The organism is Pseudomonas alvandae (genome assembly GCF_019141525.1).
Lineage (GTDB): Bacteria > Pseudomonadota > Gammaproteobacteria > Pseudomonadales > Pseudomonadaceae > Aquipseudomonas > Aquipseudomonas alvandae.
Genome location: NZ_CP077080.1, coordinates 4,469,704 through 4,491,857 on the forward strand (window position 1 = coordinate 4,469,704; position 22,154 = coordinate 4,491,857).

Below are 22,154 nucleotides of genomic sequence, written 5' to 3' on the forward strand. Positions count from 1 at the left end.
CACTTTACCGGGTGGTGGGTGGGCAGGCAATTGGCAAGGGATTTGCGGAGCCTGGGCTGGCCCCATCGCGAGCAAGCTCGCTCCCACAAGTCTTGCGGCCACTGAAGATCCCATGTGGGAGCGAGCTTGCTCGCGATGAGGCCGCCTCTGACACCACATGCCTCAAGCGGCTCTTCCAATAAAAAACCCGCGCCTCTCACAAGGCGCGGGTTCTTTCACAGCAGCAACCGATCAACGTTCAAGCAGGATCCGCAGCATGCGGCGCAGCGGTTCAGCCGCGCCCCACAGCAGTTGGTCGCCGACGGTGAAGGCACCGACGAACTGCGAGCCCATGTTCAGCTTGCGCAAGCGGCCCACCGGTACGTTCAGGGTGCCGTTGACCTTGGTCGGGCTCAGCTCCTGCATGCTGGTCTCACGGTTGTTCGGCACCAGCTTGACCCAAGGGTTGTGCTGGCTGATCAAGCCTTCGATGTCGGCGATCGGCACGTCTTTGTTCAGCTTGATGGTCAGCGCCTGGCTGTGGCAACGCATGGCGCCGATGCGCACGCAGATGCCGTCCACCGGGATCGGGCTCTTGAAGCGACCGAGGATCTTGTTGGTCTCGGCCTGGGCCTTCCACTCTTCGCGACTCTGGCCGTTCGGCAGTTCCTTGTCGATCCACGGAATCAGGCTGCCGGCCAGCGGCACGCCGAAATTCTCGGTCGGGTAGGCATCGCTGCGCATCGCTTCGGCGACCTTGCGGTCGATGTCCAGGATGGCACTGGCCGGGTTCGCCAGTTCATCGGCCACGGCGCCGTGGGTCACGCCCATTTGCTTGATCAGCTCACGCATGTGCTGCGCGCCACCGCCGGAAGCCGCCTGGTAGGTCATCGCGCTCATCCACTCCACCAGACCAGCCTCGAACAGACCGCCCAGGCCCATCAGCATCAGGCTGACGGTGCAGTTGCCGCCGATGTAGTTCTTGGTGCCCGCATCCAGCTGCTGGTCGATGACCTTGCGGTTCACCGGGTCGAGGATGATCACCGCGTCGTCCTGCATGCGCAGGCTGGAAGCGGCGTCGATCCAGTAACCCTGCCAGCCGGCTTCACGCAGCTTGGGGAACACTTCGCTGGTGTAGTCGCCGCCCTGGCAGGTCAGGATCACGTCGAGGGTCTTGAGCTCTTCGATGCTGTAGGCATCCTTGAGCACACCGGTGTCCTTGCCCACGGACGGGCCTTGGCCACCAACGTTGGAGGTGGTGAAAAACACCGGCTCAATGAGATCGAAATCCTGCTCTTCCAGCATTCGCTGCATGAGCACGGAACCGACCATGCCGCGCCAACCGATCAGACCTACACGTTTCATCGCAACTACACCTTTACAAAAGTGGGCCACCGTCGAAGCGGTGGGCCCGAAAGATTACAGATTCCGCAGCGCGGCGACTACTGCATCGCCCATTTGCTGCGTACCGACTTTGGTACAACCTTGCGACCAGATATCACCGGTGCGCAAGCCTTGGTCCAGGACCACGCTGACGGCTTTTTCGATCGCGTCGGCGGCATCGTTCAAGTTGAAGCTGTAGCGCAGCATCATCGACACCGACAGGATGGTCGCCAATGGGTTGGCAATGCCCTGCCCGGCGATGTCCGGTGCCGAACCGTGGCACGGCTCGTACATGCCCTTGTTGTTAGCGTCCAGGGAAGCAGACGGCAGCATGCCGATGGAGCCGGTGAGCATTGACGCTTCGTCGGACAGGATGTCGCCGAACATATTGTCGGTGACGATCACGTCGAACTGCTTCGGCGCGCGGACCAGTTGCATCGCGGCGTTGTCGACGTACATGTGGCTCAGCTCGATGTCCGGGTAATCCTTGGCCACTTGCTCGACCACTTCACGCCACAGTTGGCTGGAAGCCAAGACGTTGGCCTTGTCCACCGAGCACAGCTTCTTGCCCCGCACGCGGGCCATGTCGAAGCCGACCCGGGCGATACGGCGGATTTCGCTTTCGCTGTACGGCAGGGTGTCGTAGGCCTGGCGCTCGCCGTTTTCCAGCTCGCGGGTGCCGCGCGGAGCGCCGAAATAGATGCCGCCGGTCAGCTCACGGACGATGAGAATGTCCAGGCCGGAGACGATTTCCGGCTTCAGGCTCGAGGCGTCGGCCAGTTGCGGGTAAAGGATCGCCGGACGCAGGTTGCCGAACAGGCCCAGTTGCGCACGAATCTTCAGCAGGCCGCGCTCAGGGCGGATGTCGCGTTCGATCTTGTCCCATTTCGGGCCGCCCACGGCGCCCAGCAGCACGGCATCGGCGGCACGGGCCCGGTCGAGGGTTTCATCGGCCAGCGGCACGCCGTGCTTGTCGATGGCCGCGCCACCGATCACGTCGTGGCTGAGCTCGAAGCCCAAGCCGTACTTGCCGTTCGCCAGTTCCAGGACCTTGACCGCCTCGGCCATGATTTCCGGGCCGATGCCATCACCTGGGAGAATCAGAATCTGCTTGCTCATGCTTTCCTCGTTTGTTCGGTTTTCGGCACCACCCGCTGGGGCTGGCCGGGAAAAATCTATCGCTCGGCCCACAGCACCAGCACATCTGTACTGAACGAACCATCGGCCTCAATCTGAAAATATTCACGCACTTCGTCGCCCATCGAACGCTGCAGCTCGAGAATCGCAGCACGCATTACCTCGGGGGTGCGCATGCGCTCGACCCAGGACAGGTATTCCAGGCGCAGGCGCTGGCGCGAAGTACTGCGGGTGTGCAGCCCCGCTTCGCTGACCTGGCGCAACCATTCATCAGCCGAATAATCACGCACATGGCTGGTGTCGCGCAGCACTTCGATGCTCTGCAAGTAGGTGTCCAGCAACGGCGTCCCCGGCGACAGGATGTCGATGAACGCCATCACCCCGCCAGGCTTGAGCACCCGGCGCACTTCTCGCAGCGCCAGGCCGAGATCGCTCCAATGATGCGCCGAATAACGGCTGAACACGAAGTCGAACTCACCGTCGGCGAACGGCAACCGCTCGGCGGCGCCACGAACCGTGCTGATATTGCCCAGGCCGCGCTCAGCCGCTGCTGCGGTCACCACGTCGAGCATCTGCTGCGACAGGTCGTAGGCCACCACTTCACCGGCCAATGGCGCCACGTGGAAACTCACATGGCCGGCGCCGCAGCCCAGGTCCAGCACACGGGCATCGCCACGACCGGCCAACGCTGCCTGTAGCAGCGCGAACTCAGCGCCCTGGGCGTGCACGGCACTGCTCAGGTAGGCCGAGGCCTGTTCACCGAATTGCTTTTGTACGACTTGGCTGTGGGCGGTGCTGGTCATGGGGACTTCCTTTTTAGGTCTAGCTTTGTATTGCCAGTGCCGCCGTCTTCGCGAGCAAGCCCGCTCCCACAAGGGGTTTTGTGAACGCCGCTAATCCAGTGTGGGAGCGGGCTTGCTCGCGAAGAGGCCAGCACTGACTGCATCAATTTCCGGTCAATCAAGCATCACGAAACAACCAAGGTTGGCTCGCCCGATGCTTGGCTTCGAACGCAGCTATCGCCTCGCCGTCCTGCAAGGTCAGGCCGATGTCATCCAGGCCATTGAGCAGGCAATGCTTGCGGAACGCATCGATCTCGAAACCCAGCACCTTGCCGTCGGGACGGGTCACGGTCTGGGCCGCCAGGTCGATCTGCAATTGATAGCCAGGGTTGGCCTCGACCTGCAGGAACAGCTCATCCACTTCGGCGTCGCTGAGGATGATCGGCAGCAAGCCGTTCTTGAAGCTGTTGTTGAAGAAGATGTCGGCGTAGCTCGGCGCGATGATGCTGCGGAAGCCGTACTCTTCCAAGGCCCATGGCGCGTGTTCGCGGCTCGAACCGCAGCCGAAGTTCTCCCGGGCCAGCAACACACTGGCGCCCTGGTAACGCTCGGCGTTGAGGACGAAATCCTTGTTCAGCGGACGCTTGGAGTTGTCCTGGTACGGCTGGCCGACATCCAGGTAGCGCCATTCGTCGAACAGGTTCGGGCCGAAACCGGTGCGCTTGATGGATTTCAAGAACTGCTTGGGAATGATCTGGTCGGTGTCGACGTTGGCACGATCCAAAGGCGCGACAAGACCGGTGTGCTGGGTAAAAGCTTTCATGCTGCGCTCCTTCAGATCAATTCGCGGACGTCGACGAAACGGCCGTTGACAGCCGCCGCGGCGGCCATCGCCGGGCTCACCAGGTGCGTACGGCCACCGGCGCCTTGACGGCCTTCGAAGTTACGGTTGGAGGTGGAAGCGCAATGCTCGCCCGACTCCAAACGGTCCGGGTTCATGGCCAGGCACATCGAGCACCCCGGCTCACGCCATTCGAAACCGGCTTCGAGGAAAATCTTGTCCAGCCCTTCTGCTTCGGCTTGGGCCTTCACCAGGCCAGAGCCTGGGACCACGATCGCCTGCTTGATGGTCGAGGCGACCTTGCGGCCCTTGGCGATCACGGCAGCGGCGCGCAGGTCTTCGATCCGCGAGTTGGTGCAGGAACCGATGAACACGCGATCGAGCTGAATGTCGGTGATCGCCTGGTTGGCGCTCAAGCCCATGTACTTCAAGGCGCGGACAATGGAATCGCGCTTGACCAGGTCCATTTCCTTGGCCGGATCCGGCACGTTCTGGTCCACCGCCAACACCATTTCCGGCGAAGTGCCCCAACTGACTTGCGGCTTGATCTGCGTCGCGTCGAGCTCGACCACGGTGTCGAACTTCGCATCGGCGTCGGACACCAGGTCTTTCCAGGCTTCGACCGCCATGTCCCATTCCGCGCCCTTTGGCGAGAACGGACGGCCCTTGACGTATTCCACGGTTTTTTCATCGGCGGCCACCAGGCCGACGCGGGCCCCGGCCTCGATGGACATGTTGCAGATGGTCATGCGGCCTTCGACGGACAAGTCGCGGATCGCGCTGCCAGCGAATTCGATGGCATGGCCGTTACCGCCAGCGGTGCCGATCTTGCCGATTACGGCCAGGACGATGTCCTTGGCGGTCACGCCGAACGGCAACTTGCCCTCGACGCGCACCAGCATGTTCTTCATTTTCTTGGCGACCAGGCACTGGGTGGCGAGCACATGCTCGACCTCGGACGTGCCGATACCGTGGGCCAAGGCGCCGAATGCACCGTGGGTCGAGGTGTGCGAGTCGCCGCAGACCACGGTCATGCCCGGCAAGGTCGCGCCCTGCTCCGGGCCGATGACGTGGACGATGCCTTGGCGCACGTCGTTCATCTTGAATTCGACGATGCCGTATTCGTCACAGTTGTCGTCGAGGGTCTGGACTTGCAGGCGCGAGACCTGGTCGGCAATCGCCTCGATGCCGCCCTTGCGCTCCGGCGTGGTCGGTACGTTGTGGTCCGGGGTCGCGATGTTGGCATCGATGCGCCACGGCTTGCGCCCGGCCAGGCGCAGGCCTTCGAAGGCTTGCGGCGAGGTCACTTCGTGGATGATGTGACGGTCGATGTAGATCAGCGCCGAGCCATCGTCGCGCTGCTTGACCAAATGCGAATCCCAGAGCTTGTCGTAGAGCGTTTTGCCGGCCATCAGACGGTTTCCTCATCAGCTTGTTTCTATGCCCTGGGCCTTGAACAGGTCAATGACCCCTTGGCTTGTGAGGCTGATGTTATGAGGCTACATTAAATAACTCAAATTCATATTTTTCATACTTTGCATAACCAACAGGAATTCGACTGAAACGGCCATGGACCTCGCCAACCTCAACGCCTTTATTGCCATCGCCGAAACGGGCAGCTTCTCCGGTGCCGGCGAACGCCTGCACCTGACCCAACCCGCCATCAGCAAGCGGATTGCCGGGCTGGAACAGCAGCTCAACGTGCGCCTGTTCGATCGACTGGGCCGCGAAGTCGGCCTGACCGAAGCCGGTCGGGCCCTGCTGCCGCGGGCCTACCAGATCCTCAACGTACTCGACGACACTCGCCGCGCCCTGACCAACCTGACCGGTGAAGTCACCGGGCGCCTGACCCTCGCCACCAGCCACCACATCGGCCTGCACCGCTTGCCGCCTTTATTGAGGGAGTTCACCCGACGCTACCCACAGGTGGCCCTGGATATTCAGTTCCTGGATTCGGAAGTGGCCTACGAAGAAATCCTCCATGGCCGGGCAGAACTGGCCGTCATCACCCTCGCCCCCGAACCCCACGCGCTGGTACGCGCCGCGCCCGTGTGGGACGACCCGCTGGATTTCGTCGTGGCCCCGGAGCATGCGTTGCTGGAAAACGGCGCGGTGAGCCTGGCGGACATTGCCTTGCACCCAGCAGTCTTCCCGGGCGGCAATACCTTCACTCATCACATCGTGCGGCGATTGTTCGAAGCCCAGGGCCTGACGCCGAACATCGCCATGAGCACGAATTATCTGGAAACCATAAAGATGATGGTCTCCATCGGCCTGGCCTGGAGCGTTTTGCCGCGCACCATGCTCGATGAGCAGGTAGCGCGCATTCCTTTGCCGGGCATACAGCTCAGTCGCCAGCTAGGCTATATCCTGCACACCGAACGGACGCTGTCGAACGCCGCGCGGGCCTTCATGGCTCTATTGGACGCACAAATCGATCTGCCAGGGACAAGGGCATAAGTTGTGCTACTCCTATAGGGCCACTACGCCTGCGCATAACGCCCATCTGCCCAAGGCCCGCTAGAGAATGCCCAAACCCGCTGACCATCTCCCGCCCCTGCCGCGTATCCAGGCGCTGGACCCGAAACGGTCCGAGCAAAGCTGGGACAGCGCGCCACAATTGCTGGCCGCCCTGAACGGAGCGCGGCTGGGGGCTTGGTCTTGGGACATCGATACCGGGCAGATCAGTTGGTCGCGGGGCACCCAGGCACTGTTCGGCTTCGATCCGCGCCAGCCGTTGCCCGCAGACGTGGATTACCTCGACCTGCTGCTGCCTGAGGACCGGTCCAGGGCCGTGCGCGCGTTCCACGCGGCGGTGGCCGGCGCACCGCTTGAACAGGCGATGCACCACCGCATCGTCTGGCCCGACGGCAGCCTGCACTGGCTGGAAATCAGCGGCAGCGTGCTACCCGACAAACACGGTCGGCCGCGCATGATCGGGGTCATTCGGGAAATCACCCACCAGCGCGAACGGGAACAAGCGCTGCGCAGCTCGGAAAAGCGCTTCGCCACGCTCTTTCACCTGTGCCCGAACATGGTCCTGCTCACCCGTCAGGAGGACGGGCTGATCAGCGAAGCCAACCAGTATTTCGAAAGCCTGTTCGGCTGGCCGGTGCATGACGTGATCGGCCGCACCACCCTGGAACTGGGCTTGTGGGTAGACCCCAGCCAACGGGCGAAACTGGTGGAAGCGACCAAGGCCAAGGGCGAACTGATCAGCATGGAGGTGGAGTTCCGCGCCAGTAACGGCCAGATCCACAATGGCATTCTCAGCGCCCAGAAGGTCGAGCTCGAAGGCCAGCCTTACTTGCTGAGCACGTTCCTCGACACCACCGAGCGCAAACTCGCTGAACAGGCTCTCAAGGACAGCCAGGAGCGCCTCGACCTGGCCCTCGACTCGGCACAACTGGGGACTTGGGACTGGCACATTCCAAGCGGCATGCTCTACGGATCGGCCCGGGCAGCGCAGCTTCATGGCCTGGAACCCAAGGCATTCCATGAATCGTTCGATGCGTTTTTCGAAGGTGTACCTACCGAAGAGCGCAATAACATGCGCAACGCCTACCGCAGCCTGCGCGAAGGCCCGGCGGGCAACTATCAACTGACCTACCGCGTACAACTGCCGGACGGCAGCTCGCGCTACCTGGAAAGCCGTGCCCGCCTCTACCGCAACGACGACGGCAGCCCCCTGCGCATGGCCGGCACCTTGCTCGACATCACCGACCAGGTGGAGCGCGAACAGAGCCTGGCGGCCTCGGAAGAAAAATTCGCGACACTGTTCCAGGTCAGCCCCGACCCGATCTGCGTCACCCACCAGGACGACGGCCGGTTTATCGAAATCAACTCCAGCTTCACCCAGACCTTCGGCTGGGCCGCCAGCGACGTGCTCGGTCGCAGTGCCGACGAGATTGGCCTGTGGGACGCTTCGGGCAGCAGCCTGCAACGCATCGAGCGGGTGATTCGCGAACAATCGCTGAGCAATGTCGCCGTGGTGGTCTATCACAAGAATGGCCAGCCGCTGACGTGCGTCATTTCCAGCCGCCAGATCAACGTCGGCAACCAGCCTTGCATCGTCACGACCCTGCGAGACATCACCCAGCAGCAACGCTCCGAAGCGGCGCTCAAGGCCAGCGAGGAAAAGTTCGCCAAGGCGTTCCACTCCAGCCCGGACGCCATCACCATTACCGAATTCGAAAGCGGCCGATACCTGGAAGTCAACGACGGCTTCTGCCGCCTCACCGGTTATCGCGCCGATGAAGTGATTGGTCGTACGGTCTACGAAGTTGGCATCTGGGCCGAGGAGAAACAGCGCGCGGCCCTGTTGGCGGAATTGCAGCTCAAGGGCCGCGTCCTTCACCAGGAAATGCTCGGGCGCAACAAGCGCGGGGAAGCCCTCACGGTGGAGGTGTCGGTCGAACCGATCACGCTCAACGAGAAGGCTTGCCTGCTGCTGACCGCCCGGGACGTGAGCCTGCTGCGCAACGCCGAGGCCCAGATCCGCCACCTGGCCTACCACGATTCCCTGACCAACCTGCCCAACCGGGCGCTGTTGATGGACCGACTGAGCCAGCAGATCGCCTTGCTCAAGCGCCACAATCTGCGCGGGGCATTGCTGTTCCTCGACCTGGACCACTTCAAGCACATCAACGACTCCCTTGGCCATCCGGTGGGCGACACGGTGCTGAAAATCATTACCGCCCGCCTCGAAGCCAGCGTGCGCCTCGAAGACACCGTGGCGCGATTGGGCGGCGACGAGTTCGTGGTGTTGCTCAGCGGCCTGGAAGGTACGCGCGGCATGGTCAGCCAACAGGTACAGAACCTCGCCGACACACTGCGTGAACTGCTTTCCGAGCCGATGTTCCTCGACGGCCAACGGCTGCAAGTCACGCCAAGCATCGGCATGGCACTGATTCCGGACCATGGCTCGACGCCCACCGACCTGCTCAAGCGCGCCGACATTGCCCTGTACCGCGCCAAGGATTCGGGACGCAACACCTCGCAGATGTTTCACACCACGATGCAAAAAGCAGCCAGCGAGCGGTTGCGCATGGAAACCGACCTGCGTCAGGCCTTGGCCCGCAACGAGTTCAGCGTGCATTTCCAGCCCCAGGTCGACGCCCGGGACAACCGCATCATCGGAGCCGAGGCGTTGGTGCGCTGGCATCACCCGGACCTGGGCGCACAATCGCCCAACGAGTTCATCAAGGTCCTGGAGGACAGTGGGCTGATTCTCGAGGTCGGCACCTGGATCCTCGATGAAGCCTGCGATGGCTTCAGGCAACTGATCGCCAAGGGCAAGATCGATCCGCAGCAATTCAGCCTGTGCGTGAACATCAGCCCACGGCAATTTCGCCAGAGCGATTTCGTCGAACGCATCGAAAACAGCCTCGCCCACCACGGCCTGCCGTGTGGCATGTTGAAGCTGGAAATTACCGAGGGCATCGTGATCCAGAACCTGGACGACACCATTGCCAAGATGCGCCGGCTCAAAAAGCTTGGAGTGAGCTTCGCCATGGATGACTTTGGCACCGGTTATTCGTCGCTGACGTACCTCAAGCGCCTACCGGTCGACACGTTGAAAATCGACCAGTCATTCGTGCGGGACGCCACCAGCGACCCGAACGACGCCGAAATCATCCGCGCCATCGTCGCCATGGCCCGCAGCCTCAACCTGGTGATGATTGCCGAAGGCGTGGAGACCTTGGAGCAACTGCAGTTCCTGCAAGGGCTCGATTGTCATTTGTACCAGGGTTATCTGCACAGCCGGCCGTTGCCGCTGGAGGCGTTTGAGCGGTTGTTGCCGTGACATGGAAACGCGGCGGGGAACCCTTGTGGCGAGGGGATTTATCCCCGTTGGGCTGCGAAGCAGCCCTAAAGCCGTCGCCTCGGTGTGCCAGGATAAACAGCGTCGTCTGTTCTTTTTTGGGGCCGCTTCGCAGCCCAGCGGGGATAAATCCCCTCGCCACAATTAATCTTCCACCAATCTCAAAAATGAAAAAGGGCGCCATTTCGGCGCCCTTCTTCAATGACGATGGGATCAATTCTCCAGCGCGGGTTTCTGCTGCGCACCGTTGATAGGGATGCGCTTGGCTTTCGCCTCTTCCGGTACCACGCGCAACAGGTCGATGCTCAACAGACCGTTGCTCAGGCCGGCGGATTTGATCTCGATATGGTCCGCCAACCGGAAGGACAGCTTGAACGCACGCTGGGCGATGCCCTGGTGCAGGAAGGTCACGCTGTCGTTGCTGGCCTCGCGCTTGCCGCCACTGATGGTCAGCACACCTTTCTCCACTTGCAGGTCCAGGTCTTCTTCCCGGAACCCGGCGGCGGCGACTACGATGCGGTATTCGTCATCGCCATGTTTTTCTACATTGTAGGGTGGATAGCTGCTGCCCGGCTCGTTGCGCAGTGCGGTTTCGAACAGGTCGTTGAAACGGTCGAAGCCCACCGAGGAACGGAACAGAGGGGCCAGCGAAAATGCAGTACTCATGATTCAAATCTCCTGAAAGTTCAGCAAGTTTTTTTGTCTCCGCGACCCGAATTCGGCATCGCGTACCCCTTATCTAGGGTCCGCCAAAAACTTTTCAAGAGCCTTTTTTGAAATTTTTTCAGGCCGCTTCGGTGCGCTGCACACCCAATAAATGGCCCACCGCGTCCAGGTCGGTTTCCCGGCGCACGGCACTGAACAGCTCAACCGCCTCAGGGTAGTTGCGGGTCAGCATGGCCAGCCATTGTTTCAAGCGACCCGGCGCCTGGCGTGGCGTCAGTTGCTCGACCACTTGCAACCAGAAATCCTGGAGCATCGGTTGCAGGTCGGCCCAGGTCATCTCGATGATCTCCTCACCGGCCCGGGCAGCGGCGATCTGCCGGGCCAGGTCGGGACGGGACACCAGGCCACGGCCGAGCATGATGTCCTCGACACCGCTGATTTCGCGGCACCGGCGCCAGTCTTCGACGCTCCAGATATCGCCATTGGCGAACACCGGCACCTTGACCACGTCCTGGACGCGGGGAATCCACTCCCAGTGGGCCGGTGGCTTGTAGCCGTCAACCTTGGTCCGCGCATGCACGACGATATGCGCCGCGCCACCTTCAGCCAGCGCCGTGGCGCAGACCAGCGCGCCGTCCGGGCTGTCGAAGCCGAGGCGCATCTTCGCTGTAACCGGAATGTGCTTGGGCACGGCGCGCCGTACGTGCTCGACAATTTCGTTGAGCAGCTCAGGCTCTTTGAGCAACACCGCCCCGCCCCGGGATTTGTTCACGGTCTTGGCGGGGCAGCCGAAATTCAAGTCGATCACCTCGGAACCCAGCTCGCAGGCCAGCGCCGCGTTCTCCGCCAGGCACACCGGGTCGGAGCCCAGCAATTGCACCCGCAGCGGCACGCCCGCGGCAGTCCAGGCACCGGTCAGCAGTTCAGGGCCGAGTTTGTGGAAATAAGCCGGCGTGAGCAGACGGTCGTTGACGCGGATGAACTCGGTGACGCACCAGTCGATACCGCCAACACGGGTCAGGACGTCCCGCAGGATGTTGTCGACCAACCCCTCCATGGGCGCCAGGGCAATTTGCATGGAAACACACACTCGAACGAAAAAACGTGCGGCAGTTTAGCGGATTTTGCCCCCGACATCGGAATTCACCACCAAACCCTGTGGGAGCGGGCTTGCTCGCGATGGCGGAATGTCAGTTTGCGGGGAGGTTGGCTGTGCCGACGCCTTCGCGAGCAAGCTCGCTCCCACAGGGTACTTGAGCGTTCAAAAATCCAACATTCACCACAAATCCCTGTGGGAGCGAGCTTGCTCGCGATGGCGGCGGGTCAGTTTGCGAGGATGTTGGATGTACCGCCGCTATCGCGAGCAAGCTCGCTCCCACAGGGATTTAGCGCTACGCCATACCCTTCGATGAATTCCGCCGGCATGCGCTTGGGCCGGCCAGTGGACAGTTCAATGCAGACGAACGTGGTCTGGGCCCGCAGCAACGTGGTGTTGTCGCTGGGACGTACCAGTTGGAAATGCCGGGTCATTTTCAGCCGCTGGTCCCAGTCGACGATCCAGGTCGCCAACTGCAATTCGTCGCCCTCATAGGCCGCCGCCAGGTAATCGATTTCATGCCGCACCACTGCCATGGCCCGATCCAGCCGGCGATACTCCACCAGGTCCAGGCCCAGGCGCTGAGAATGGCGCCAGGCGCAGCGTTCCAGCCAGGTGACGTACACCGCATTGTTGGCGTGGCCCAGCCCGTCGATGTCTTCGACATTCACCTGAAGGTCAATGATGAACGGCGTTGCCCGATCCCAGCCCATGCCCGTCTCCTGTCAAATGTGGATCGGGGCAGTGTAACGGAAGCTCAAGCCGATTGCCGCGCTTGCAGGCTGCGTCCGGCCAACAGTGATAACACGCCATCAATGACACGGGGATCGGCCAGGACTCGCTGATGGCCGCCCTGGGGTAACCGCAGCAAGCGACTGTCGAACCAGGCCTCATGGATCAGCTGCGATTCCTTCACCGAAACCGACGTATCGTCCTCGGCGTGGACGATCAAGCCCGGAATATCCAACTGGTATTGCGCGACGTCCATCTTCGAAGCCTGCATGCCCACGTCTTGCTCCACCTGGCGAATAAAGGCCGAGCGCGCCCGGGGTGGCATTCCCATCATCCGGGCAAAGCCACGCAGCACGCCGAGGATCCGCGCCGGCGCGGCGATGCTCACCAGCGTCTCGGTGCGCAAGCCCAACTGAACTGCCAGCATGGCACTGGCGCCTCCCATGGAATGGCCGATGACCGCTTGCAATGGTGGCAATTCCGCCGCGGCCTCAAGCATTGCCCGGGCAAACAACAGGACGTTGGCCTCATGACCGGGCGAGCGGCCATGGGCCGGCCCATCCAGCGCCACTACCGTATAGCCGGCATCGACGAGCGCGTTGATCAAGGCCGCGAACTGCGTTGGCCGCCCTTCCCAGCCGTGCATCAGCAGGACGGCCGGGCCTTTGCCCCAACGCAAGGCGGACAGGCCGAAGCGCAAGGTGATGCGCTCCGACGAAGCCAGCAATGGCAGCTCCCAATCTCGCGGTGGCAGGTTGCGGGGACTCATGAACACCTTACGCATTTTCTTCGCCACCAGGCGCGGAGCTATCCGGCCAAGGGTGCCATTGACGCCACGAATCCAGCTCAACCTGTCCATGCTCATCTCCAGGGCTTGCGCCTCAGCTCAGCGCACCGCCGACTTGGCGGCGCGCAGCAAACGATCCGATAACTCGCCCGGGCCCAACGCCCGTGCCAGGGCCAGGCCGCCAACCATCAAGGCAATGTCGGCCAGCGCTTTGTCAGCGTCTTCAGGACTGGCCGCCAACTGCGCGACCATCAACTCGATATGTTCGTTAAGCACCTCGCGAAACGCATCCGGCAGCCGCCCGAGTTCACCGACCGACGCCGGGATCGGGCACGCCTGCTCGGTGGAGTCACGGTGCTTGCGCGACAGGTAGAACGCTGCGACCAAGGCGCGCCGCTCCTCACCCGTCAGTTCCGAATCCATGTCGGCGATCAAGCCACGGCGACGATTCAGCAATTGCTTGAACGCCTCCAGCATCAACGCGTCCTTGCTTTCGAAATGGGCATAGAAACCGCCCACCGTCAGCCCGGCCGCGCCCATCACCTCGCCCACGCTCGGCTCGGCCGGCCCGCGCTGGATCAGTGCATCACTGGCGGCCTTGAGAATGCGCTCACGGGTTTGTGCTTTTTTATCGCTCATCGTTGCCTCCGAATATTACGATTGAAATATTATTCCCATAATAAATTTCCGCAAGCGAAATATCGACCGCTGGTCAGAAGTATTTTTCGAGGATAAGGAAATTGGCTGAACGCCAGACAAACAAAAGGGCCATTCAATAATTGAATGACCCTTATAAAATCCCGCAGAGCGGGTAATCGTGGCGTCCCCTAGGGGACTCGAACCCCTGTTACCGCCGTGAAAGGGCGGTGTCCTAGGCCACTAGACGAAGGGGACACAAACCTTCTGAACATGATCAGCGCTGAGAACTGATCGCTTCAAGGCCGGTGTGGCCAGACCTTGAAGTGTAAATTGGTGGAGCTAGACGGGATCGAACCGTCGACCTCTTGCATGCCATGCAAGCGCTCTCCCAGCTGAGCTATAGCCCCGGATTTTTCGCCTCGCGGCGGAGCGACATCTTGTAACATCGCTTCTGTAAAACTGGCGTCCCCTAGGGGACTCGAACCCCTGTTACCGCCGTGAAAGGGCGGTGTCCTAGGCCACTAGACGAAGGGGACGCAAACCCTTCTATACAACTGATCAACGCTGAGTGTTGATCGCTTCAAGGTCGGTGTGGCCAGGCCTTGAAGTGTAAATTGGTGGAGCTAGACGGGATCGAACCGTCGACCTCTTGCATGCCATGCAAGCGCTCTCCCAGCTGAGCTATAGCCCCTCATCGCTGAGGACGGGGCGAATCTTAAGGGCGTATCGGAGGGCTGTCAAATTTATTTTCAAAGAATTTGAAAATTTTTTGCCGGGATAACAATCACTTACCGACAAACCCCGGAAAACCGGGGCATGCCCTGCTCCATCGACCGCTTAAGCAATCGCGCCCAGCAGTTTTTCCCACTCCTTGTTTTCCTTCTTCGACACGCCACCGAGCAGATCGATGGCCTGGCGCAGGCGGAAACGGGTCAGGTCCGGGCCGAGGATTTCCATCGCATCGAGCACCGACACCGAGCTCGCCTGGCCGGTAATGGCGGCAAACATCAGCGGCATGGCGTCGCGCAATTTCAGCTCCAGGGATTCGACCACGGCCTGGATGGTCGCGGTGATGCTGTCCTTCTCCCACTGGCGCAGGCTTTCGAGCTTCCACAGGATCAACTGCATCAACTGCCGCACCTGGTCGCCCGAGAGCTTCTTGGATTCGAACAGCTTCGCATCAGGCGTCACGCCGCCGGCAAAGAAGAACCCGGCCAACGGGGCGATCTGGCTGAACGTCTCGACCCTGCCCTGCACGTGCGGCGCGATCTTCATCATGTATTCGGGGTTGAATGCCCACTTCTGCACGCGAGCGGCGAATTCTTCAACCGGCAAGTCGCGCAGCCACTGGCCGTTGAGCCAGGATAGCTTTTCGACGTCGAAGATCGGCCCACCCAGGGAAACACGGGACAGGTCGAAGTGCTCGACCATTTCCTGCAGGGAGAACTTCTCGCGCTCGTCCGGCATCGACCAGCCCATGCGTCCCAGGTAGTTGAGCATCGCCTCGGGCATGAAGCCCATGCGCTCGTAGAACGTCACCGAGGTCGGGTTCTTGCGCTTGGACAGCTTGCTCTTGTCCGGGTTACGCAGCAGCGGCATGTAGCACAGCTGCGGTTGCTCCCAGCCGAAGTATTCGTAGAGCAGGATCAGTTTCGGCGCCGACGGCAGCCATTCTTCACCGCGCAGGACGTGGGTGATGCCCATCAGGTGGTCGTCGACCACGTTGGCCAGGAAGTACGTCGGCAGGCCGTCGGTCTTCATCAGCACTTGCATGTCCATGCGATCCCACGGGATCTCGACATCGCCACGCAGCATGTCTGGCACCACGCAGACGCCTTCGCTCGGCACCTTCATGCGGATCACGTGGGGCTCGCCAGCGGCCAGGCGACGGGCGACTTCTTCCTTGGACAGCAGCAGCGCGCGGCCGTCGTAGCGCGGGGTTTCGCCACGGGCAATCTGCTCGGCGCGCATCTGGTCGAGCTCTTCGGCGGTGCAGAAGCACGGGAATGCGTGCCCCATGTCCACCAGTTGCTGGCAGTACTGCTTGTAGATCTCGCCACGCTCGCTCTGGCGATACGGGCCGTGCGGACCGCCAACGTCCGGGCCTTCGCTCCAGTCGATGCCAAGCCAGCGCAGGGCGTCGAAAATCTGCTGTTCCGACTCGCGGGTCGAACGCAACTGGTCCGTATCCTCGATCCGCAGGATGAACTCACCGCCGTGCTGCTTGGCAAAGCAATAGTTGAACAAGGCGATGTAAGCGGTGCCGACATGGGGATCGCCAGTAGGCGAAGGCGCGATGCGGGTACGGACGGTGGTCATGGCATGTCTCGGAAAGAAGATAAAAGCAAAGATCAAACAGGGGGCGAATGGTAACAGGCGATGGTGGGCGGGCTCCAGTGAGAGCGGGATTTGTGTGGCATCTCTCAGACCGAGTCGCCTCCTTCGCGAGCAAGCCCGCTCCCACAGGAGATCGCATGCAGCCTGGACGACTCGGTCAACTGTGGGAGCGGGCTTGCTCGCGAAGAGGCCGTCGAAGCCACCGCAAATTCAGACAGCCAGCAACCGCTCCCGCAACTTGCCAATCTCATCGCGCAATTGCGCCGCCGCCTCGAACTCCAGGTCCCGAGCCAGTTGGTACATCTTCTCTTCCAACTGCCGGATTCGCTTGGTGATTTCGCTCGGCGAGCGCAGTTCGGCCTCGTAGCGGGCGCTCTCTTCGGCGGCCTTGGCCATGCCCTTGCGCTTCTTGCTGCGCGAGCCGGGCACGGTGGCGCCTTCCATGATGTCGGCGACGTCCTTGAACACACCTTTAGGGGTGATGCCATTGGCCAGGTTGAAGGCGATCTGCTTGTCGCGGCGGCGCTCGGTCTCGCCGATGGCCCGCTCCATGGAACCGGTCATGCGGTCGGCATACAGAATCGCGCGGCCATTGAGGTTACGCGCCGCGCGGCCGATGGTCTGGATCAACGAGCGCTCGGAACGCAGGAAACCTTCCTTGTCTGCGTCAAGGATCGCCACCAGCGACACCTCGGGCATGTCCAGGCCTTCACGCAGCAGGTTAATGCCCACCAGCACGTCGAAGGTGCCCAAGCGCAGGTCGCGGATGATCTCGACCCGCTCCACGGTGTCGATGTCCGAGTGCAGGTAACGCACCCGCACGCCATGGTCGGCCAGGTAGTCGGTGAGGTCTTCGGCCATGCGCTTGGTCAGCGTGGTGACCAGCACCCGTTCCTCCAGCGCCACGCGCTTGGTGATTTCCGACAACAGGTCGTCGACCTGGGTCAGCGCCGGACGCACCTCGACTTGCGGGTCGACCAGGCCGGTCGGCCGTACCACCTGCTCGACCACCCGCCCGGCATGCTCGGCTTCGTAGTTGCCAGGGGTGGCCGAGACAAAAATCGTCTGCGGGCTGACGCTTTCCCATTCGTCGAAGCGCATCGGCCGGTTGTCCAGTGCCGAAGGCAGGCGGAAACCGTATTCCACCAGGGTTTCCTTGCGCGAACGGTCGCCTTTGTACATGGCGCCGACCTGAGGCACGCTGACGTGGGATTCGTCGATCACCAGCAAGGCGTCAGGCGGCAGGTAGTCATACAAGGTCGGCGGCGGCGCACCCGCCGGACGGCCCGACAGGTAGCGCGAGTAGTTCTCGATGCCGTTGCAGTAGCCCAGTTCCAGGATCATCTCCAGGTCGAACCGGGTCCGCTGCTCCAGACGCTGGGCTTCCACCAACTTGTTGTTCGAACGCAGATACTCCAGGCGCTCCTGCAACTCGACCTTGATCCCCTCGATGGCGTCCAGCAGGGTTTCCCGGGGCGTCACGTAGTGGCTCTTGGGGTAGAAGGTGAAGCGTGGCAACTTGCGGATCACTTCGCCGGTCAGCGGGTCGAACGCCGAGATGCTCTCGACTTCATCGTCGAACAGCTCGATGCGGATCGCTTCCAGGTCCGATTCCGCCGGGTAGATGTCGATCACATCGCCGCGCACCCGGAACGTCGCCCGGGCGAAATCCATGTCGTTGCGGGTGTACTGCAAGTCCGCCAGGCGCCGGAGCAAGGCGCGCTGGTCGAGTTTGTCGCCGCGGTCCACGTGCAGCACCATTTTCAGGTAGGTTTCCGGGCTGCCCAAGCCGTAGATGCACGACACCGTGGTGACGATGATCGCGTCCTTGCGTTCGAGCAGTGCCTTGGTCGCTGACAGCCGCATCTGTTCGATGTGGTCGTTGATCGAGGCGTCTTTCTCGATGAAGGTGTCCGACGACGGCACATACGCTTCGGGCTGGTAGTAGTCGTAGTAGGAAACGAAGTATTCCACGGCGTTGTTCGGGAAAAACGCCTTGAACTCGCCGTACAACTGCGCCGCCAGGGTCTTGTTCGGCGCCAGCACCAAAGTCGGTCGCTGCACCTGGGCGATCACGTTGGCGATGCTGAAGGTCTTGCCCGAGCCGGTTACACCGAGCAATGTCTGGTGCGCCAACCCGGCCTCGATGCCTTCGACCATCAGGCGGATGGCTTCTGGCTGGTCGCCGGCGGGCTGGAAGCGAGTGACGAGCTGGAATTCAGACATGACATGACCCCTGGGTTCATTCCTGTCGGCTAGGCGACGGGAACAAGAAAGACCGAAACGACTGACGCCGCCCGAGGAAAAAGTTGGAATTCACACAATGTGGAGGTGAATGCCTTCGCTTTCAAGACGAACGTCCTACACGCCTTGCAGACTTTGACGCTGCGAAGGGACTAACGGTCGAAAAAAATCGAAAATACTTACGGTAAACGCCGATTAGCCTGTCGCCCTGCCCGGTGATGGCCTCTATACTAGCTCCCCGTTTGTGCACCGCTCTAGTGCATCCGGCTGGAGCGCGACACGTCCCCTCACTCTCCATTCAGAGCCGCGCACTAATGAGCCTGTTTTCCGCTGTCGAATTGGCACCACGCGACCCCATCCTGGGCCTCAACGAAGCTTTCAACGCCGACCCCCGTACCAATAAGGTCAACCTGGGCGTGGGTGTTTACTGCAACGAAGAAGGGCGCATTCCATTGCTGCGCGCCGTGGTCGAAGCCGAGACGATTCGCGTGGCCCAGCACGTTTCCCGTGGCTACCTGCCGATCGACGGCATCGCCGCCTACGACCAGGCGGTCCAGACCCTGCTGTTCGGCAAGGACTCCGCGCTGATCGCCTCCGGTCGCGTCATCACCACCCAGGCCGTAGGCGGTACCGGCGCATTGAAGATCGGCGCCGACTTCCTCAAGCAGCTGCTGCCTGACGCAGTCGTGGCCATCAGCGACCCGAGCTGGGAAAACCACCGCGCCCTGTTCGAAACCGCCGGCTTCCCGGTGCAGAACTATCGCTACTACGACGCCGCCACCCACGACGTGAACCGCAGCGGCCTGCTGGAAGACCTCAACGCCCTGCCCGACCGTTCGATCGTTGTGCTGCACGCCTGCTGCCACAACCCGACCGGCGTGGACCTGAGCCCGGAAGACTGGAAAAACGTGCTGGCCGTGGTCAAGGCCAAGAACCACGTTCCGTTCCTGGACATGGCCTACCAGGGCTTCGGCAAAGGCATCGATGAAGACGCCGCCGCCGTGCGCCTGTTCGCCGAGTCGGGCCTGACCTTCTTTGCCTCCAGCTCGTTCTCCAAGTCGTTCTCGCTCTACGGCGAGCGCGTCGGCGCCCTGTCGATCGTCAGCGAGTCGAAAGAAGAAAGTGCCCGCGTGCTGTCCCAGGTCAAGCGCGTGATCCGCACCAACTATTCCAACCCGCCGACCCACGGCGCCAGCATCGTCGCCGCCGTGCTCAACAGCCCGGAGCTGCGGGCCCAGTGGGAAGAAGAACTGGCCGAAATGCGCCTGCGCATCCGTGGCATGCGCGACCAGATGGTGGACATGCTGGCCAAGGCCGCACCGCACCACGACTTCAGCTTCGTCGCACGCCAGAGCGGGATGTTCTCCTACTCCGGCCTGACCGTTGAACAAGTGACGCGCCTGCGCAACGAGTTCGGCATCTATGCCCTGGACACCGGCCGCATCTGCGTGGCCGCGCTGAACCAGAACAACATCGAAGCGGTGACCAAGGCCATCGTCCAGGTGATCTGACACTCGACGGGTTGAAAAATGGGAGGCCCTTGGCCTCCCGTTTTTTTGGGCCAACCTTGTGGCGAGGGTTAGTGTTCCGGCCGGAGCTGTGTGAAGCGGTAACATTTGCTACCTGAACGCCTCAGCCACGAAAATCCCGCCCAATCATCAACCCAAGCTTGACTTCTCTTTTCCAATCAGTAACATACGCGTCATTCCGCGATAGCTCAGTTGGTAGAGCAAGTGACTGTTAATCACTGGGTCCCTGGTTCGAGTCCAGGTCGTGGAGCCAGACAGCAATAATCAAAGCCCCTGAATCGAAAGATCCAGGGGCTTTTTTGTGGGCGCTTTTCCAGCCTCCAAGGCCCGCTGATGGCCGTGGATCGCCTGTCCAAGGTCGCTACCAGAACAATAATCTGGCGCCAATGCGGCATCATGGTCTGAATCCTGCTTTGTTTTTCCAACTCCCCAAGCTGTCACCTGAGCGTCATGGCGGTGCCGCACACTGTCCCGGTCCGCCATTGCAGCTTCATAACAACAAGGACGAAGCCATGCCAACACAAAACCCTCACCGCATCGTCGGACTGTGCACCTCGAGCAAGGTGTACAACGCACTGACCGAGCTCAAGCACCTGGAAGGCCACCGCAGCGCCAAGTTCCTTTCCCTGCTCGCGGAAAACCTGGTCCGCAAGGGCCTGCTCAACGAGCAGGAAGTGGTGCACATGCTCGATCTGGTGGTCGATTGAGCGACATCGATTCCAACTATCGAGCCTGTTGATTTTTCCTCATCCCGCAGGACACGTAAGGTAACCCCATCGATTGATGGAGGTTCCCATGCCGAAGGTTCAAATCATGTCTGTTGTTGGCAGCGCCGTCCCCGCCCCGCTCAGGGAGCGCGGCCTGTTGGCTTGCTGGTATCTGGTGCAGGACGGCGTGACCGTCAGCGGCCCGCTGACTTCCCTGCCCGCCGCCCAAGCCATGTCGCAGCGTATCGGCCCTTACTTGCTGCGCGCCTAGGGCAATTGCACCCGAGGCGTGTTCTCGACGAACAACGCCCAGCAGGACATGAACAGCGCCGCGATCAACGGGCCGATGACGAAGCCGTTCAGGCCGAACACCGCCAACCCGCCCAGCGTCGAGACCAGCACCATGTAATCGGGCATCTTGGTGTCCTTGCCCACCAGGATCGGACGCAGGAAGTTGTCCACCAGGCCGATCACGAAGACGCCGAACAGCACCAGCACCACGCCCTGCCAGATCGAGCCGGAAAGCAGGAAATACACAGCCACCGGCGCCCAGACGATACCCGCGCCCACGGCCGGCAACAGTGACAGGAACGCCATCAGCACCGCCCAAGGCAACACCGTCGGAATGCCCAACACCCAGAAAATCAAGCCCCCCAGCGCACCTTGGGTGATCGCGACGAGCAGGTTGCCCTTCACGGTCGCCCGCACCACCCGGTTGAATTTCAGTTGCAGGCGGCGCTTCTGGTGCTCGGCCAAAGGCACGGCCGAGCGCACCTTGCGCACCAGCTCCGGACCGTCGCGCAGGAAGAAGAACAGCAAATAAAGCATCACGAAAAAACTCACCAGGAACTGGAACGTGCCCTGGCCGAAACTGAATGCCTGGGTGGCGAAGAACTCGCTGCCCTGCATCGCGCTCTTGACGATCTTGTCCCGCAGCCCGCTCAGGTTGCCCAAGCCGAAACGATCCAGCAGGTGCTGGAAGTACGGCGGCAGCGCGTCCTTGAAGCGAGCCAGGTAATCGGCAACATCCAGCTCGCCGCTTTCCAGGCTCTTGTACAGCGCAGCACCTTCCTGGACCAGCAAGGTACTGATGACAATCACCGGCAAGATCGCAATCAGCGTGCAGATGGCCAGGGTCAACAGCGTGGTGAGGTTGCGCGGCCAGTTGAGCTTGAATTGCAAGCGACGCTGCAGCGGCGCGAAGACGATACCCAGGATGACCGCCCAGAACACCGCCCCATAGAACGGCAGCAGGATCCAGACGAAGGCGATGCTGACCAGGATCAGCAGCACCATCTGCGACTTGTTTTGGAGGTTCTTGCGGTTCATTTGCTTTCCATGTCCTTGGCAGATACACGTTAGTCCGCCAGGACTCGCCGGAGTGCCGTCGCGTCTGCAGCGCATCCTTGATCCAGATCAATACCGCCTGGCCGGTCGTGGCCTACCCTCGGCGCCTTTTGCGATCCGACGC

General features: G+C 61.6%; 18 protein-coding genes and 5 tRNA genes. 6 read left to right on the top strand and 17 right to left on the bottom strand.

Annotated features, from left to right (window positions below; genetic code table 11):
* Positions 1-231: 231 nt before the first annotated feature.
* The 5 genes from asd to leuC form a co-directional block, all read right to left on the bottom strand.
* On the bottom strand, positions 232-1,344 hold the full coding sequence (gene asd, locus KSS97_RS19825) for an aspartate-semialdehyde dehydrogenase (RefSeq protein ID WP_030142030.1): 1,113 nt from the start codon (positions 1,342-1,344) through the stop codon (positions 232-234).
* 54 nt (positions 1,345-1,398) lie between these two features.
* Complete coding sequence (gene leuB / locus KSS97_RS19830; protein WP_198795934.1) at positions 1,399-2,481, bottom strand: 3-isopropylmalate dehydrogenase; 1,083 nt, start codon at positions 2,479-2,481, stop codon at positions 1,399-1,401.
* Positions 2,482-2,537: 56 nt separating this feature from the next.
* Positions 2,538-3,302, bottom strand: a complete 765-nt coding sequence (locus KSS97_RS19835) for a class I SAM-dependent methyltransferase (RefSeq protein ID WP_217859973.1) — start codon at positions 3,300-3,302, stop codon at positions 2,538-2,540.
* A 157-nt stretch (positions 3,303-3,459) separates the two neighbouring features.
* Positions 3,460-4,104, bottom strand: a complete 645-nt coding sequence (gene leuD, locus KSS97_RS19840; RefSeq protein WP_217859974.1) for a 3-isopropylmalate dehydratase small subunit — start codon at positions 4,102-4,104, stop codon at positions 3,460-3,462.
* 11 nt (positions 4,105-4,115) lie between these two features.
* Positions 4,116-5,534, bottom strand: coding sequence for a 3-isopropylmalate dehydratase large subunit (gene leuC, locus KSS97_RS19845; protein ID WP_003203866.1), 1,419 nt, complete (start codon positions 5,532-5,534; stop codon positions 4,116-4,118).
* 157 nt (positions 5,535-5,691) lie between these two features.
* Between leuC and KSS97_RS19850 the strand changes: the two genes are divergently transcribed.
* Together KSS97_RS19850 and KSS97_RS19855 are read left to right on the top strand one after the other, a co-directional pair.
* On the top strand, positions 5,692-6,582 hold the full coding sequence (locus KSS97_RS19850; RefSeq protein ID WP_030142034.1) for a LysR family transcriptional regulator: 891 nt from the start codon (positions 5,692-5,694) through the stop codon (positions 6,580-6,582).
* A 67-nt stretch (positions 6,583-6,649) separates the two neighbouring features.
* Positions 6,650-9,928: an EAL domain-containing protein gene (locus KSS97_RS19855; RefSeq protein ID WP_030142035.1), complete on the top strand. Its 3,279-nt coding sequence runs from the start codon at positions 6,650-6,652 to the stop codon at positions 9,926-9,928.
* 231 nt (positions 9,929-10,159) lie between these two features.
* On the opposite strand, the gene KSS97_RS19860 is transcribed toward KSS97_RS19855, so the two are convergent.
* The 11 genes from KSS97_RS19860 to uvrB all read right to left on the bottom strand — a co-directional run bounded on the left by KSS97_RS19860 (position 10,160) and on the right by uvrB (position 18,429).
* Positions 10,160-10,612 (bottom strand): Hsp20 family protein, encoded by a 453-nt coding sequence (locus KSS97_RS19860; protein ID WP_030142036.1) that lies wholly within the window; start codon positions 10,610-10,612, stop codon positions 10,160-10,162.
* Between the two features lie 118 nt (positions 10,613-10,730).
* The gene (locus KSS97_RS19865; RefSeq protein WP_217859975.1) at positions 10,731-11,690 is read right to left on the bottom strand and encodes a tRNA dihydrouridine synthase; all 960 of its coding nucleotides are present in this window, start codon (positions 11,688-11,690) and stop codon (positions 10,731-10,733) included.
* A 245-nt stretch (positions 11,691-11,935) separates the two neighbouring features.
* Positions 11,936-12,421: an acyl-CoA thioesterase gene (locus KSS97_RS19870; RefSeq protein ID WP_217859976.1), complete on the bottom strand. Its 486-nt coding sequence runs from the start codon at positions 12,419-12,421 to the stop codon at positions 11,936-11,938.
* A gap of 44 nt (positions 12,422-12,465) precedes the next feature.
* On the bottom strand, positions 12,466-13,299 hold the full coding sequence (locus tag KSS97_RS19875; RefSeq protein WP_030142038.1) for an alpha/beta fold hydrolase: 834 nt from the start codon (positions 13,297-13,299) through the stop codon (positions 12,466-12,468).
* A gap of 27 nt (positions 13,300-13,326) precedes the next feature.
* Positions 13,327-13,866: a TetR/AcrR family transcriptional regulator gene (locus KSS97_RS19880; protein ID WP_030142039.1), complete on the bottom strand. Its 540-nt coding sequence runs from the start codon at positions 13,864-13,866 to the stop codon at positions 13,327-13,329.
* Positions 13,867-14,045: 179 nt separating this feature from the next.
* Positions 14,046-14,121 (bottom strand) — tRNA-Glu (locus tag KSS97_RS19885).
* A gap of 76 nt (positions 14,122-14,197) precedes the next feature.
* Positions 14,198-14,273, bottom strand: a tRNA-Ala gene (locus KSS97_RS19890).
* Between the two features lie 53 nt (positions 14,274-14,326).
* Positions 14,327-14,402 (bottom strand) — tRNA-Glu (locus KSS97_RS19895).
* A gap of 79 nt (positions 14,403-14,481) precedes the next feature.
* Positions 14,482-14,557 (bottom strand) — tRNA-Ala (locus KSS97_RS19900).
* 146 nt (positions 14,558-14,703) lie between these two features.
* A complete protein-coding gene (gene gltX / locus KSS97_RS19905) occupies positions 14,704-16,185 on the bottom strand; it encodes a glutamate--tRNA ligase (protein ID WP_217859977.1) in 1,482 nt (493 codons plus the stop codon).
* A 228-nt stretch (positions 16,186-16,413) separates the two neighbouring features.
* Positions 16,414-18,429, bottom strand: a complete 2,016-nt coding sequence (gene uvrB, locus KSS97_RS19910; protein WP_030142041.1) for an excinuclease ABC subunit UvrB — start codon at positions 18,427-18,429, stop codon at positions 16,414-16,416.
* Between the two features lie 332 nt (positions 18,430-18,761).
* Here uvrB and KSS97_RS19915 point away from each other — a divergent pair, with 332 nt between their 5' ends.
* The 4 genes from KSS97_RS19915 (at position 18,762) to KSS97_RS19930 (ending at position 20,954) form a co-directional block, all read left to right on the top strand.
* Positions 18,762-19,958: an amino acid aminotransferase gene (locus KSS97_RS19915; RefSeq protein ID WP_030142042.1), complete on the top strand. Its 1,197-nt coding sequence runs from the start codon at positions 18,762-18,764 to the stop codon at positions 19,956-19,958.
* A gap of 195 nt (positions 19,959-20,153) precedes the next feature.
* Positions 20,154-20,229, top strand: a tRNA-Asn gene (locus KSS97_RS19920).
* A 259-nt stretch (positions 20,230-20,488) separates the two neighbouring features.
* A complete protein-coding gene (locus KSS97_RS19925) occupies positions 20,489-20,683 on the top strand; it encodes a hypothetical protein (protein ID WP_003179723.1) in 195 nt (64 codons plus the stop codon).
* An 88-nt stretch (positions 20,684-20,771) separates the two neighbouring features.
* Entirely contained in the window at positions 20,772-20,954 is a 183-nt protein-coding gene (locus tag KSS97_RS19930; RefSeq protein ID WP_030142043.1) for a hypothetical protein, read from the top strand.
* Here the strand turns inward: KSS97_RS19930 and KSS97_RS19935 are convergent.
* A complete protein-coding gene (locus KSS97_RS19935) occupies positions 20,951-22,012 on the bottom strand; it encodes an AI-2E family transporter (protein WP_030142044.1) in 1,062 nt (353 codons plus the stop codon). The genes KSS97_RS19930 and KSS97_RS19935 overlap by 4 nt on opposite strands.
* Positions 22,013-22,154 lie beyond the last annotated feature (142 nt).

Excerpts from the sequence above, each read along its gene's own strand:
- asd (WP_030142030.1), bottom strand. The coding sequence starts at position 1,344 with ATGAAACGTGTAGGTCTGATCGGTTGGCGCGGCATGGTCGGTTCCGTG.
- leuB (WP_198795934.1), bottom strand. The coding sequence starts at position 2,481 with ATGAGCAAGCAGATTCTGATTCTCCCAGGTGATGGCATCGGCCCGGAA.
- KSS97_RS19835 (WP_217859973.1), bottom strand. The coding sequence starts at position 3,302 with ATGACCAGCACCGCCCACAGCCAAGTCGTACAAAAGCAATTCGGTGAA.
- leuD (WP_217859974.1), bottom strand. The coding sequence starts at position 4,104 with ATGAAAGCTTTTACCCAGCACACCGGTCTTGTCGCGCCTTTGGATCGT.
- leuC (WP_003203866.1), bottom strand. The coding sequence starts at position 5,534 with ATGGCCGGCAAAACGCTCTACGACAAGCTCTGGGATTCGCATTTGGTC.
- KSS97_RS19850 (WP_030142034.1), top strand. The coding sequence starts at position 5,692 with ATGGACCTCGCCAACCTCAACGCCTTTATTGCCATCGCCGAAACGGGC.
- KSS97_RS19855 (WP_030142035.1), top strand. The coding sequence starts at position 6,650 with ATGCCCAAACCCGCTGACCATCTCCCGCCCCTGCCGCGTATCCAGGCG.
- KSS97_RS19860 (WP_030142036.1), bottom strand. The coding sequence starts at position 10,612 with ATGAGTACTGCATTTTCGCTGGCCCCTCTGTTCCGTTCCTCGGTGGGC.
- KSS97_RS19865 (WP_217859975.1), bottom strand. The coding sequence starts at position 11,690 with ATGCAAATTGCCCTGGCGCCCATGGAGGGGTTGGTCGACAACATCCTG.
- KSS97_RS19870 (WP_217859976.1), bottom strand. The coding sequence starts at position 12,421 with ATGGGCTGGGATCGGGCAACGCCGTTCATCATTGACCTTCAGGTGAAT.
- KSS97_RS19875 (WP_030142038.1), bottom strand. The coding sequence starts at position 13,299 with ATGGACAGGTTGAGCTGGATTCGTGGCGTCAATGGCACCCTTGGCCGG.
- KSS97_RS19880 (WP_030142039.1), bottom strand. The coding sequence starts at position 13,866 with ATGAGCGATAAAAAAGCACAAACCCGTGAGCGCATTCTCAAGGCCGCC.
- gltX (WP_217859977.1), bottom strand. The coding sequence starts at position 16,185 with ATGACCACCGTCCGTACCCGCATCGCGCCTTCGCCTACTGGCGATCCC.
- uvrB (WP_030142041.1), bottom strand. The coding sequence starts at position 18,429 with ATGTCTGAATTCCAGCTCGTCACTCGCTTCCAGCCCGCCGGCGACCAG.
- KSS97_RS19915 (WP_030142042.1), top strand. The coding sequence starts at position 18,762 with ATGAGCCTGTTTTCCGCTGTCGAATTGGCACCACGCGACCCCATCCTG.
- KSS97_RS19925 (WP_003179723.1), top strand. The coding sequence starts at position 20,489 with ATGCCAACACAAAACCCTCACCGCATCGTCGGACTGTGCACCTCGAGC.
- KSS97_RS19930 (WP_030142043.1), top strand. The coding sequence starts at position 20,772 with ATGCCGAAGGTTCAAATCATGTCTGTTGTTGGCAGCGCCGTCCCCGCC.
- KSS97_RS19935 (WP_030142044.1), bottom strand. The coding sequence starts at position 22,012 with ATGAACCGCAAGAACCTCCAAAACAAGTCGCAGATGGTGCTGCTGATC.